At 63.5% G+C, this 12,979-nt stretch carries 14 protein-coding genes; 1 reads left to right on the forward strand and 13 read right to left on the reverse strand.

Going from position 1 to position 12,979, the window contains the following annotated elements; genetic code table 11:
* Window positions 1-61: 61 nt before the first annotated feature.
* The 10 genes from B0G77_RS30410 to B0G77_RS30455 form a co-directional block, all read right to left on the reverse strand.
* Window positions 62-898, reverse strand: coding sequence for an aspartate dehydrogenase (locus B0G77_RS30410; RefSeq protein WP_133665586.1), 837 nt, complete (start codon window positions 896-898; stop codon window positions 62-64).
* Window positions 891-2,549, reverse strand: a complete 1,659-nt coding sequence (locus B0G77_RS30415; RefSeq protein WP_133665587.1) for a thiamine pyrophosphate-binding protein — start codon at window positions 2,547-2,549, stop codon at window positions 891-893. Before B0G77_RS30415 ends, B0G77_RS30410 begins: the two co-directional genes overlap by 8 nt.
* A complete protein-coding gene (locus tag B0G77_RS30420; RefSeq protein ID WP_133665588.1) occupies window positions 2,542-3,348 on the reverse strand; it encodes an SDR family oxidoreductase in 807 nt (268 codons plus the stop codon). Before B0G77_RS30420 ends, B0G77_RS30415 begins: the two co-directional genes overlap by 8 nt.
* Entirely contained in the window at window positions 3,348-4,208 is an 861-nt protein-coding gene (locus tag B0G77_RS30425) for an IclR family transcriptional regulator (RefSeq protein ID WP_133665589.1), read from the reverse strand. The genes B0G77_RS30420 and B0G77_RS30425 overlap by 1 nt, the downstream gene beginning before the upstream one ends.
* Complete coding sequence (locus tag B0G77_RS30430; protein ID WP_133665590.1) at window positions 4,209-5,123, reverse strand: alpha/beta fold hydrolase; 915 nt, start codon at window positions 5,121-5,123, stop codon at window positions 4,209-4,211. It abuts the gene before it with no gap.
* Window positions 5,124-5,165: 42 nt separating this feature from the next.
* On the reverse strand, window positions 5,166-5,705 hold the full coding sequence (locus tag B0G77_RS30435; protein WP_133665591.1) for a cupin domain-containing protein: 540 nt from the start codon (window positions 5,703-5,705) through the stop codon (window positions 5,166-5,168).
* A gap of 26 nt (window positions 5,706-5,731) precedes the next feature.
* On the reverse strand, window positions 5,732-6,499 hold the full coding sequence (locus B0G77_RS30440; protein ID WP_133665592.1) for an SDR family oxidoreductase: 768 nt from the start codon (window positions 6,497-6,499) through the stop codon (window positions 5,732-5,734).
* Entirely contained in the window at window positions 6,492-7,580 is a 1,089-nt protein-coding gene (locus B0G77_RS30445) for an aromatic ring-hydroxylating dioxygenase subunit alpha (RefSeq protein ID WP_133665593.1), read from the reverse strand. The genes B0G77_RS30440 and B0G77_RS30445 overlap by 8 nt, the downstream gene beginning before the upstream one ends.
* Before the next feature lie 115 nt (window positions 7,581-7,695).
* The gene (locus B0G77_RS30450) at window positions 7,696-8,007 is read right to left on the reverse strand and encodes a recombinase-like helix-turn-helix domain-containing protein (RefSeq protein ID WP_133665594.1); all 312 of its coding nucleotides are present in this window, start codon (window positions 8,005-8,007) and stop codon (window positions 7,696-7,698) included.
* Window position 8,008: 1 nt separating this feature from the next.
* Window positions 8,009-8,323 (reverse strand): non-heme iron oxygenase ferredoxin subunit, encoded by a 315-nt coding sequence (locus B0G77_RS30455; protein ID WP_133665595.1) that lies wholly within the window; start codon window positions 8,321-8,323, stop codon window positions 8,009-8,011.
* Window positions 8,324-8,768: 445 nt separating this feature from the next.
* Here B0G77_RS30455 and B0G77_RS30460 point away from each other — a divergent pair, with 445 nt between their 5' ends.
* A complete protein-coding gene (locus tag B0G77_RS30460) occupies window positions 8,769-9,842 on the forward strand; it encodes a porin (RefSeq protein ID WP_133665596.1) in 1,074 nt (357 codons plus the stop codon).
* Window positions 9,843-9,886: 44 nt separating this feature from the next.
* On the opposite strand, the gene B0G77_RS30465 is transcribed toward B0G77_RS30460, so the two are convergent.
* The 3 genes from B0G77_RS30465 to B0G77_RS30475 all read right to left on the reverse strand — a co-directional run bounded on the left by B0G77_RS30465 (window position 9,887) and on the right by B0G77_RS30475 (window position 12,906).
* Window positions 9,887-10,843: an IclR family transcriptional regulator gene (locus tag B0G77_RS30465; protein ID WP_133665597.1), complete on the reverse strand. Its 957-nt coding sequence runs from the start codon at window positions 10,841-10,843 to the stop codon at window positions 9,887-9,889.
* Between the two features lie 92 nt (window positions 10,844-10,935).
* Complete coding sequence (locus B0G77_RS30470) at window positions 10,936-11,517, reverse strand: DUF3501 family protein (protein WP_133665598.1); 582 nt, start codon at window positions 11,515-11,517, stop codon at window positions 10,936-10,938.
* Between the two features lie 51 nt (window positions 11,518-11,568).
* Window positions 11,569-12,906: a heterodisulfide reductase-related iron-sulfur binding cluster gene (locus B0G77_RS30475; protein WP_133665599.1), complete on the reverse strand. Its 1,338-nt coding sequence runs from the start codon at window positions 12,904-12,906 to the stop codon at window positions 11,569-11,571.
* Between the last annotated feature and the right edge of the window lie 73 nt (window positions 12,907-12,979).

Below are 12,979 nucleotides of genomic sequence, written 5' to 3' on the forward strand. Positions count from 1 at the left end.
GTCCGTCAGATCAGGTACTTCAGCTCAATTGCATTCGCTCAGTTGCGTCAGCTCAGTTGCGTCAAATGACGCAGTGCGCCGCGCGGTTGCGCAGCGCGCGGATCGCGCTGTACGCGGTCAGTGCGGACGTCTTGGGGTTGTCAGGCAATGGTTTGCCGCACATTTCCAGCGACATCTCACCGAACGCGCCCCGCGCGACGATGCGGTGCACGTTGCGTGTCACCGACGGATCCGCGATCAGGCGCACCAGCGTCTGGTCGAGACCGAGGCCGGCGAGCGCAATGGTCGCCGCGACGTTCGCGTTCTTCGGATAGAGTCGCGCCGCGTCCCGTGCACTGCCTTCGAAGATCACGCGTTCAGCGGCGAGCGTGTTCAGGTCGCACACTTCTTCGGCCGGCGTGCCGAGCCAGCCGACCGGCGGCTTGCGGCCCGTGTACACCACTTCGTCGAGACCGCCGAGTTTCGCCGCCGACAGCGCATCGATGCCGCCGATCGCGCCGGACAGCAACGTCAGCGTGGCATCGCCCTGGTCCGCCGCGGCGGACAGCAGGTCGAGCAGCGTGACATCGGACAGCGCGCCGATCGACGCGACCGCGCAGTCGGTGCCCGCCTTCAGGAGCGGCACGACATGGTCGACGAGCGCGCCGTGCCCTGCGCATTCCAGCGCGAACTGCGGGCGGCTCGACAACGCATCGACCGACGACACCACGTCGACCGACGATCCCACGACTTCACGCACCGATGCCGTATAGCGCTCCGGCACGATCACATGCGACACACGTACCTGCGGATCGGCCGCAACAGCGCGGTACACCGTCTGTCCGATCGCGCCGAAGCCGATCATCGCGATGTCGATGGGCGCATGGTTCGCACCACGCGCGTGATGGGCATCACGCATGTTCCGGCTCCTCTTTCTTGACCGGCGGCCCCGCGAACGCGGTCGTGAAGCTGCCGACCGACTTCATGTCGACTTCGACCAGCACCGGGCCGACCTTGTCGAGACCTTGCCGGATGATGTCGTCGGCCTGATTGAGCGACGACAGACGGTAATGAGTGAGACCCAGGCTCGCGCAGAACTGCGAGAAGTCCGGTTGGTGCAGATCGACGTAGTAGCGACGGCCGCCGTACTGCGCGTCCTGAATGTTGCGGATCACGCCGTAGCACTGGTCGTTCATCAGCACGATCATCACGTTGGCGTTTTCCTGCACGGCCGTCGCGAGTTCGCCGACGTTGACCATCAGGCCGCCGTCGCCAACCAGACAGACGGTCTTCGATGCCGATTCCGCCAGCGCCGCGCCGATCGCCATCTGCATGCCCTGGCCGATGCCGCCGCCAAGCGCGTGCACGCCCGCACGCGGCGTAAAGATCTTCAGCATGCGGTTGCCCCACGTGCTGTTCGAGATCGTCACGTCGCGGACCCAGTTGTAGTCGCGGCCCACCAGGCGTTGCAGCGATTCGACCAGCTGGCGATACGGGCCGAGACCCTTCGCGGTTTCCGCAACAGCCGTCTCGCGTGCGGCAGCGAGGTCGCCGGCGAACGAAGGATCGACCTTCAGCTTGCCTTCGAGACGCGTCGCCAGTGCATCGAGGACCGCCGCGGCGTCGCCGTGCACGAACAGATCGTTGCGATAGCCGCGGTTGTCGGCGAGCGCGTCGGCGTCGATGCGATAGAGCGGCTGCGGCAGCGCAAGCTTGTACTTCAGCGTTTCGTTGCCACGCAGACGCGAACCGACCACCACCAGTGCGTCGCACGTCTTGTAGAAGCTTTCGACGGCCGGATGCACGTTGAACGCGCCGAGCGTCGCCGGATGATCTTCCGGCAGCACGCCGCGACCCTGCACGCTGGTCACGACGCCAAAGCCGAGCGCCACCAGACGTTCGACCGCGGAACGCGCATGGCGCGTGCCGCCGCCCAGCCACAGCAGCGGACGCTTCGCATTCGTCAGCGCCTGCGCGAGTTTTTCGACGCGTGCGTCGTCGTGCGTCAGCGTCGTGACGTGCGGCGCCGTCATGTCTTCCGGCCAGTCGGCGAGAGCCGCCTGGATGTCGATCGGGATTTCCACGCTAACCGGGCCACTCGGTGCCGTATGCGCGACGCGCACGGCTTCGCGGATCGTCGGCAGGGCGGTTTCCACCGAGCGCACGCGGAACGCGGCCTTCGAGATCGACTGAAGCATCGACAGCTGATCCGGCGCTTCGTGGATGTATGCGAGGTCCTGATCAAGGTATTCGGTTTCGATCTGGCCGGTGATGTGCAGCATCGCGGTGCCGGCGGTCAGTGCCTCGACCAGCGCGCCTGCCGCGTTGCCTGCGGCCGTGCCGGTGCTCGTAAACGCCACGCCGAGACTGCCCGACACCCGCGCGAGGCCGTCAGCCATGTTGACCGCGCCGGCTTCGCCGCGCGCGCCGACATAGCGGATGTTGCCGCGTCGCCCGATCGCGTCGAGGATCGGCATGTTGTGGATCGAGATCACGCCGAACGCCGTACGCACGCCGCATTGTTCGAGAAAGGCGGCAATCAGCTCGCCGATGGTGGTTTTGTTAGACATGACGTGCATTGCCTCCAGAAACATCGATGTGACTGCCCGTCGTGTAGGACGACTGAGCGGTGGCCAGATAAAAGAGTGCCTGCGCCGCTTCTTCGGGACGTCCGAAGCGGCCGAGCGGAATGTTCTTCCTGCGCGCGAGTTCGCCGGTCCAGTCTTCCCAGCTTTGACCCGGCTGCGCCTGGGTTTCGAAACGGCGGCGCCATTGCCCCGACTCGACGATGCCGATCAAAATCGAATTCACGCGAATCCGCTGCGGCGCGAGTTCACCAGCCAGCGACTTGATGAGACTCAGCACGCCCGCGCGGGCCGACGAAGTCGCCACCATGTGCGGCTCCGGCTGCAACGCAAGCAGCGAGTTCACGCAGACGATCGACGCGTTGCCCGAGCCCGCGGCATCGCGCAGCATCGGCAGGAACGCGCGCGTCGGGCGAATGATGCTGAAGTACTTCAGGTCGAGTTCCTCGCGCCAGGCGTCGTCCGTGGTGTCGGCGAACGTCGAGACGCGGCCCTGGCCGGCGTTGTTCACCAGCATGTCGATGCGGCCAAAGCGCGTTTGCACCGCCTGCGCGAACGCGTTGACGTCGTCGCCGTCGAGCACGTCGCAGCGCGCCGCCAGCAGCTGAGCTTGCGGGAAGCGCTCGCGCAGCGCGCTTTCGGCGCACGCGAGACGCCCGCCGTCGCGGCCGCAGATCGCCACCGATGCGCCAGCCTGCAGAAAGAGTTCGGCCGTCGCGAGCCCGATGCCGGACGACCCGCCCGTCACCACTGCGACCTGTCCGGTCAAGTCGATTTGAATCATCAGATCCCCAATGCCTTCATGTACTGGCTTCTTGCCGGCGGCCGGTAGTTGAGCCGCTTCGAGAGTTCGTCGGCCGCGCGCCGGACCTTGTCGACGAGGCCGCTGTCGAGCAGCGACGCATCGATCTCAGGCCGCGGAATCGTCGTCGTAATGACCGCGACGATGCGGCCGGTGTCGTTGCGCACCGGCGCCGACACCACCGAAATACCGCGCTCGAACGACGACTCGCTGATCGCGAAGCCGCGAATTGCATCGTCGCGGATGCGCTCATAAAGCGCTTCGATCGTTTCCGGCGTGTGCTGCGTATAGCGTTCGAGCTTCGGCTCGGGATACAGCTCGCGCAGATCGTCGAGCGTGAAGTCGCCCATCAGCACCTGGCCGTGCGTCGTTGCATGAGCAGGCAGGCGCGTGCCGACGTTCACCTTCACCGAGCTGAAAATCGGCGCATGGCTTTGCGCCTTCGCAACGAAGACGACATCGCGTCCATCGCGGATCACGATGTGGCTCGTGAGGCCGGTTTCGTTGCGCAGCCCTTCGATGATCGGCAGACCAAGATCCGTCAATTCCAGCGAGCTCAGGTATTCAAAACCAAGGCGCAGCACGGCGACGCCCAGGCGATAGTTGCGATCGCGGTCGGCCCGCTCGAGAAAGCCCAGCGATTCGAGCGTCTGCAGCAGACGGAATACCGTCGTACGGGGAATGCCAAGACGCTTCGACAGTTCGGGCGCGCCGAGCACCGGCTCGCGTGGCGAAAATTCAGTGAGAATCCGCAGACCGCGTTCGAGACCCGGCACGCGATAGTTCGTATCGCTGCGGTCTTCGTCTGCTTCGCGGGCTGGATCCGTCATATCAGGGGTCATTCAGAGACTCCGTTGTCCAGCGTTTGCGGCGTTGACAACACCTGCTGCACCCGCACGGCAGAAGGTATCGAGGATGGCGTTGTACGCGGAGGGCGCTTCGATGTAGCCCGCGTGTCCGGCACGCGGCACGATCTGAAACGGCGCGCGTGCAAGCTGGGCGAGACGCTCGCAGGCAGCGGGCGGCGTGATGCTGTCTTCCGCGCCAACTGCCACGGCTACGCGACCGTCGAATGCGGCCAGATCGGAGGCGAGGTCGGCGTTGGCGAGCAGATGCGTCGCCTGCGCATAACCGTGCGGCACGACGCGCGACATGTTCCAGCGGACCCAGCTGCGTGCGGTGTCGTCGGCATACGCCGACAGCATGTTCGCGCTGCGCTTTTCAGCGAGGCCTGCGGGGCCGAGTTCGGCGAGCATCGCAAGACGCGCGTCACGCTTGGACGCACGCACCTCGGGCGACGCGGCACCATACCCGCCAGCGGGCGAAACCAGCAGCAGACCGGCAACCCGATGCGCGTTCGCCGCGGCGAATGCGCCCGCGACGATCGCGCCCAGCGAATGTCCGACCAGCATGCAACGCCCGATACCGAGCGCGTCGAGCCACGCCTTCAGCACGTTCGCGTAGTCTGAAGCGACCGGCGACGATGCGTCGACCGGCGTCGAAGCGCCATAACCGGGCGCATCCCACGCAAGGACGCGCCGGGTCGAACCGAGCCCTTCGAACTGCTGAACCCATGACGCCGCGCCCGAACCGATGCCATGCAGCAGCACGAGCGGCAACGCTTCAGTATTCGCAGCGCCCGCTTCGCGATAGCTCACGATGCGCTGTGCGGTGACGACCTGCTGCGCGGGAAACTGCGCGAGGCGCGTTTCGAGCGAAGCAGCAGATTGAGCGGTGACGGTGATGGCTTCTGACATGACTTCGATTGAAGGGTGCGGGTGACCTGGCGGGCGCGTGACTTAGCGCGTGACTGAGCTCTTGAGCTTCGCGAGCGGCGAATCCGGCGGATAGGTCGGCGTGATGGGCTTCGGCGAACCGAGCATCACGCACATCAGCGCGTCTTCCTCACCGATGTTCACTTCCGTGCGGTACACGCCGGGCGGCACCGAGATCAGATCGCGTTCACCGATCACGGATTCCCACGTTTCGCCGTCCTTCTCGCAGATCACCTTCATCTTTCCGCGCAGCACGAAGAAGATTTCCTCGACATCCATATGGATGTGGCTCGGGCCGATGTTGCCGGCCGGAATCACCATCGTCGAGAACGTGAAGCCGCCGGCCGGGACCGTGTTCACATCCTTCGCGACGCCCGTGCCGCCCGTGCCGACGTAGCGCATCTGCGCACGGCGGTACTTCGGGTCGTAGTCGGCCTGGAACCTCAGGGCGTCCCAGTCATAACGGCGGGTTTCAAGGCGCGCGACGCGGCTTTCCATCCACTGCGCAAAGCTCGCATCCGTAGGTTGGTCCCACGATTTGCGTTCGATATCTGCATCGGCCATCGATTTCTCCTTTCGATTCGACTGGGTCAATTCATCACAAAGCCGCCATTGACCGGCAACAACTGGCCAGTCACAAAGCGCGCGGCGTCGGACAACAGAAACAGGACCGGCCCCGTGACGTCGTCGGGAACCTGCGCGCGCGTCAGCGCGCGACCTTGTTTGTAGTATTCGTGGCGCTCGGCGGGCACATACGCCGTCGCCTCGACTTCGGTGAGCCCCGGCGCGATTGCGTTGACCGTAATGCCGTGAGCGCCGAATTCGCGTGCGAGCGAGTGCGTCATCGAAATCACCGCGCCCTTGCTCGCGACATAGGCGAGCAGCTTCGGCGCGCCCCACAGGGCGGTGTCCGACGCGATGTTCACAATGGCGCCGCGGCCCGAATCACGCAGATGCGGCAGCGCTGCGATGCTCGCGAGCCAGGTGCCGCGCACGTTCACATTCATCACCGCATCCCACGTTTCCGTGCTCAGTTCGGTTGCGAGCTTGCCGCCGGAATAGGTGATCGCCGCGTTGTTGATGAGGCCGTCGATGCCTCCCAAACGCTTCGCACCTTCGTCGACGAACGCCGTGATGGTTTGCGGTTGCGACAGATCGAGCGGCACGTACGACACGTCATGCCCCTGCTCGCACAGCGAGGCAGCGAGTGCGCGGCCTTCGTCGTGCAGCAGGTCGCCGAACACCACGCGGGCTCCCGCTGCGCCGAGCGCCGCGACGAACGCCGCGCCGAGCCCGCGCGCGCCACCCGTGACGAGTACGCGCCGGCCAGCCAGTGCCCCGGACGCAGCGTTATGCATGGCTATGTCCCGCGTGGCTGGCTTCGGTCGCGGCGCCTGCGAGCTGCACGCGGTGCGCATCAAGATCTACGAAGTGCTGTTGGGCACGTTGACGCAGCATGCGGCGCACGCGCGTCATGCCGACGTCGTGCTGATACAGGAATTCGTGATCGCGCGCATTCGGCGCCATGCTTTCGAGGACGTAGCGGTCCTGCTCGAGCACCGCCCAGTGCAGTCCTTCGAGGCGGTTGCGGTACATGAAGCGCCATGCGTCGCGCTGCCAGCCCGATACCTTGCGGGTGCGCCAGAAGTAGACCTGGCAGTTGTCTCCATCGGTAGGAACGGCGAAACCGATAATCCCGAAGTTGCCGCCCGGGCCGAACTTCTTCTTGTACGGAATCGCGAGGCGCATCCACAGGACACCGGTCTCGCCGAGCTCGACCCAGTCGAAGTTCACATCGCGCTGACCGACCTTTTCGAACATCAGACCGGTTTCGGTCTTGCGCACGCGCATGTCGGCCTGCTTGTCGCCTTCGGCCATCGAGTGCGACGTCGCGTGCAGATACGCGCCGTGCATCGGGTCCATCACGTTGTCGATAGCGTACTGATAGTTGCACTTCCAGTTCGACACGCAGAGGAAGCTCGCGTATTCCTCGCCGACCAGTTCTTCCGGCAGCGCGAGCGGCGTGGGTTCCTTGTGCGCGTCGTCGCCGAACCACAGGAAGATCGCGCCTGCGTGCTCTTCGACCGGATACGACTTCACGCACTTCTGCCCTTCAAGCGGACAGGCCGACACGGCCGGCACCTTGGCCACCGTGCCGCCACCGTCGATTTCGATGCCGTGATACCAGCAGGCGACGCTGCCGCCCAGGTTCCAGCCCAGCGACAGACGCGCGCCGCGGTGCGGGCAGCGATCTTCGAGTGCGTGGACGCGGCCTTCCTGATCGCGCCACAGCACGATCTGGTCGCCGAGGCGCGTGAGGCCGACCGGGGCGTTGCTGACCTGCCAGCTCGGTGCCACGGGATACCAGTAGTTGCGCAGGCCACGGTCGAGGTAAGCCTGGACCGGATCGACGGAATTTGCAGTTGTGGGGGACGTCATGAAAAGACTCCGGGTACGTGTTCTTTGAGACTTGATCGGGGCCGGCTTGCAGTGGACCAACCACCGGGGCAGGCCGAGACGGGCGTGAGCCCATCCCGTTCGTGCAGGTCGTTCTTTATTCAGCGAGCAGACGGAATTCGGCGGCGAGACGCTCGGCGTTCCATTGGCAGCCTTCCGGCGTGCGGAAACCGATACGGTTCAAACCGTCGACCACCTCGTCGAGCTCCACCGCGCCTGCTTCGAACACTTTTTCGAGCGCATCGCCGAAGTCGTTCTCGTACTGCGTCGGCTCGGCTTTGCGCGTTTGCCAGATGAAGTTTTCGGTTTCGCCCGGCTTCTCGATGACGCCCTTGCCGGCCACGTTGTTCGGCTGCGGCGCAAGCCACGGCTTGAGATGAGGATTGAAGTTCACGGCTACCTCTCGCATGTCATTCCACCTTGATCTGGATTTCTTCACCGGCGAGGCGCACCGCGTACATCTTCAGATCGCGGCCGCCCGGCTCTTTCAGACACTTGCCGGTCGGGATATGGAACACGGCTTCGTGCAGCGGACATTCGACGGTGTCGCCATCGATAAAGCCCTGCGTCAGCAACGCGTACGCATGAGGGCAGACGTTTTCGAGCGCATAAAGCTCGTCGCCCACCTTGTAGATGCCGATTTCGGTGCCGTCGAGTTTGTACTCGAGCGGTTCGTCATCGGACAGGTCGCCGGCATGTCCGGCACAGCGCCATTCTTCAGCCATTTCTCACCTTCTCCAGGACACTCATGTTCCATATAAGGAACATTAGTTTATGTATGGTCATTATAGAAGTCGGTCCGCGGCGACAAAATAGAAATCTGCCGTTTCCAGGGAAAACACCGAGTGCGCGTCTCGAAATTGGTAGGCGTGTGGTACGAAGAATCCCGCTTCTGGTTGCCGAAACGCCCACCGCCAAAGGCTTTGCGCTGATTACAGAGAAACCCTGAGCTCCGCCGACTAAGGGTTTTCACTATCGCGAAAAAGTATTTTGACCAACTCCGAGTATCTCTATACTTTCCATAGGCGATACATACGCCCATAGGTGGAACATAACAGCAGGGGCAACCTTGACGCAAGAGACCAGGGTCGCAGCCATTTAACGAAGGCTTGCTGGAGAAACCGGAGCAGGGCTCCGGCTATTCGTCATCCGATCAGGAGTACATAAAAGGTGAAACAGATCATCGCCGCGGGGTTGACCGGCATTTGCGCCATGTCCGGTGCCTGGGCACAAAGCAGTGTCACGCTGTACGGCAGCCTGGATGCCGGTATCGCGTACGTCAGCAATGTCGGAGGCAGTACGAAATGGATGGCGGAAAACGGCAACATGCAGCCGGACCGCTGGGGCCTGAAGGGTGTTGAAGATCTCGGCGGCGGTCTGAAGGCGGTCTTCCAGCTGGAGAACGGCTTCTCCACGACCACGGGTGCGTTCGCGGTGGCCAACACGATATTCAACCGGCAGGCGTATGTGGGGCTCAGTTCTGATCAGTTCGGCACGTTGACCTTCGGCCGCCAGACGCCGTTCAGCTTCGACGTGCTCGGCCCGCTCAGCACCGGGTATCTCGCAGCGAGCTGGTTTGCGTTCCACCCGGGCAATATCGACCAGCTCGCGGACACAGGCGTCGTGCCGTACAACAACTCGGGGAAATATCGTTCGCCGAGCTGGTACGGCGTAACGTTCGGCGCAATGATGGGCCTCGGCAACACGACCAACTTCGCGACCGGCCGCACGTGGAGTGTTGCGCTGAGCTATGCGAACGGCCCGCTGAAGGCGGGCGCGACGTATTCGAACGAGAACAACCGCTCACCGGCGATCGTGACAACCGGCATCACCACGTTCCAGGGGCAGCCGGCTGCAACCTACATGGCCGACAAGGTGGAGAACATGGGAGCCGGCTTGTCCTACCAGTTCGGCAACCTGCTCGTGCACGGCCTCTACACGCGCGTGAAGCTGCAATCGAATGGCTTCTCCGATACGTATCAGAGCTACGACGCCGGCGCGAACTACCAGTTCACGCCCGCGAACAGCGTCGGCGGCGGCGCGGCCACGACGACGCTGTCCGGCCGTCGCTGGACGCAGTTCATGATCGGCGATGTCTACGCGCTGTCGAAGTCGACGCAGGTTTATGTGAACGTGCTGTATCAGCATGCGAATGAAAATGCGCACGCTGCGTTCTTTACGGCGGGCGTGTCGAGCGGGCGTAACCAGACCATCGTCCTGACCGGCATCCACCACTCGTTCTGATGCCGCAACGCTGAATGATCAGGCAACCGGCGCGGTGCTGTATTTCAGCCTGCTGCGACCGGTTTGCCTTGCGCGTGCGCGACGGTTGGATCGTCCGCCTTCGCGCGGTAATTCAGGCGGGTCGACAGATCGACCGCCGCGCCGCACACCGCCGCGATGAGCGGCGCTCGTTCGCCCGCGCCGCCGATATCCGAGCGCGGCACCGTAGCGGTAATCGCCGCGACGATCTTACCCGACTGATCGCGCACCGGCGCGCTTACCACCGAAATGCCCCGTTCGAACGACGCTTCACTCAGCGCAAAGCCAAGCGCCGCACTTTCGCGCACGCGTTCGTATAGCTCGTCGACGGTGCCCGGCGTGCGTTCGGTAAAGCGCTCGAGCTGCTGCTCCGGATAGAGCGCGCGCAACTCGTCGAGCGTGAGGTCGCCCATCAGTACCTGGCCGTGCACCGTCGCGTGTGCGGGCAGGCGTGTGCCGACATGGACCTTCACCGAGCTGAACATCGGATCGTGCGTCTGCGCCTTCGCAACGAAGACGACGTCGCGCCCGTCGCGGATCAGCAGGTGCGTGCTCAGGCCCGTGGCATCGCGCAGCCGCTCGAGCACCGGAGTGCCGAAGTCGGTCAGTTCCAGCGAACTCAGGTATTCGAAGCCGAGCCGCAACACCGCGACGCCCAGCCGGAAATGCCGGTCGCCGTGGGCACGTTCGAGAAAACCCAGCGCTTCGAGCGTCTGCAGCAAACGGAACGTCGTGGTGCGTGGAATGCCGATGCGCTTCGACAGCTCCGGTGCGCCCAGTACCGACTCGCGCGCCGAAAATTCCGCGAGGATGCGCAGGCCGCGTTCGAGGCCCGGCACGAGATAGGTGGCAGGCGACGCGTTGTCGTCGTCGGTTGCTTCGATGGATTCCACGGATGCCACGACCTCATCGTCGGCGGTCAGGCTGTCGCCGCGCGGCCCCACGCTCTTGCGTCCCGCTCCTGTCTTGTCTTCTTTTGCCATGTCCGGCTTTCATATTGCTGATGGTTCGTAGATCAGCATGATAGCGCGAAGCACGCCGGGAAAATCCGCCGGGGCAGCCGCGGGAGGCCGCCCTACCTGAGGTCTTTCACCAGCGAAGCCCGAACGCTCGAGTCGATCGTGTGAACCGGCACCGGGTAGTTCGGATGATCGCTGCCGATCTGCAACGCCGCACCGTCCCGCAGGCGCGCCTTCATCGACGGCGTCAGCTCGAAGCGCACAAAGTGCACCGCAGACGTCTTTTCTTCGTTCTCGCGCTCCAGATCTTCATCGGCGATGGCATACACCGGGGGCTCGCCGTCGACCTGCAGGAATACGCGATCCTCGATGCCGATCAGCCGCCCCAAGGCCGCGCGCCGTTCGATCTCGTTTTCATACTCGATCTGCATGGTCGCTTTCAGGTTGCTGCCGTCGGGCACGAGCGGCAGGTAAGCATCGAGTTCGCCCTGAATGCCCTCTTCGTCGAAGATTTTCTCGATGTGAAGCATTTCCTGGATCTGATAGCGAATCGTCGTCTCGTCTTCGAACAGGAACGTCACGTGGTTGCCGAGCGGGACGGTGCGCAGTTTCTTGTGTTCGATCACCTGCTCGCGCAGCGTTTCGCGCGACTTCGCGTACATTTCAAGCGACAGCAACGAGTTGCGGGCGATGCTCATGGCGCTTTCCTTGCGTTTGCGGTGTTGTTGGGGTGCCTGCGGTTTGCGGTGTCAGATGCCATAGGCCTTGCGCAGCAGCGTCAATGGATGCGCGAGCGTTGCCCGGCGTGATCCGCTTTCGTCCATACCCTGTTCGATGTGATGTCCCGCCAGCTGGCAATCCGACGAGATGTAATCGGGCTCGGGCTGCGCCATCGCCTTGAAGACCGGCTTGCCAATCTTCATCGCCATGGCGTGAAACTCCTTCTTCACGCCAAACGTTCCGGCATGACCGGAGCAACGTTCGACGACGTCGATCTGCGTGTCCGGCACGAGCTTCAGTGTTTCGAAAGTCTTGCGGCCAATGTTCTGCACGCGAGCGTGACACGGCACGTGATACGACACCTTGCCGAGCGCGCTCTTGAAGTCCGTCTTGAACAGCCCGTCGCGATGCCGCGCGACGAAGTACTCGAAGGGATCCCAGAATGCTTCACTGACCGCGCGCACGTCCTCGTCGTCAGGGAACATCAACGGCAGTTCGTGCTTGTACATCAGCACGCAGCTCGGTATGGCGCCGATGATCGCGTAGCCTTCGCGCGCGTACCTCGCAAGCACGGGCATGTTCCTCTCTTTCTTGGCCGCGACGCCTTGCAGGTTGCCCTGCTCGAGCAGCGGCATGCCGCAGCATGCCTCGCTCGCGACCAGTTCGTACGGAATGTCGTTGTGCGCCAGCACGGCGAGCAGATCGTGGCCGATGCCCGGCTCGTTGAAATTCACATAGCAGGTGGCGTAAATCGCGACCTTACCGGGCGTGCGCTCGCCGTCGCGAACCTGCGCAGCCTGCGATTTCTTCGCCGAGCTGCGGAACTTGTGCGCCGCGAAATCGGGCAGCCACGCATCCTTGTCCACGCCGAGCGCTTTTTCCATTACGCCGCGTGCCACCGCGGTGTGATTCACCGCGTTAACCGTCTGCGTGACGATGGGAATGCCCGCGAAGTGACCGAGCGCGTCGGTGTTGGAGAGAAATTTGTCCCGTATCGGCACGTCGCCGCGCCGGTAGTTGACGGCCTTGGCGCGCAGCATCAGATGGGGAAAATCCACGTTCCACGGATGCGGCGGCACATATGGGCATTTCGTCATGTAGCACAGATCGCACAGATAACACTGGTCGACGACCTTGCCGAATTGTCGTTTATCGACATCGTGCGCTTCGCCGCTATCGGTTTCATCGACGAGATCGAACAACGCCGGAAACGCGCCGCACAGCGACACGCAACGCCGGCATCCGGCACAGATATCGAACACGCGCGCCAACTCCGTGTCGAGCGAGTTCTGATCGTAAAACCCGTCCGAGAGCCAGTCGAGCGGGTGACGGGTGGGCGCCTCGAGACTGCCTTCCTTGTGGGGCATGGCATCAGGCTCCTGTGCGAAGACGATGCAGTGGGTCGAAGTTCAGACGAACAAATGCTGCACCGCGCAGCAC

It is taken from the genome of Paraburkholderia sp. BL10I2N1, assembly GCF_004361815.1.
Lineage (GTDB): Bacteria > Pseudomonadota > Gammaproteobacteria > Burkholderiales > Burkholderiaceae > Paraburkholderia.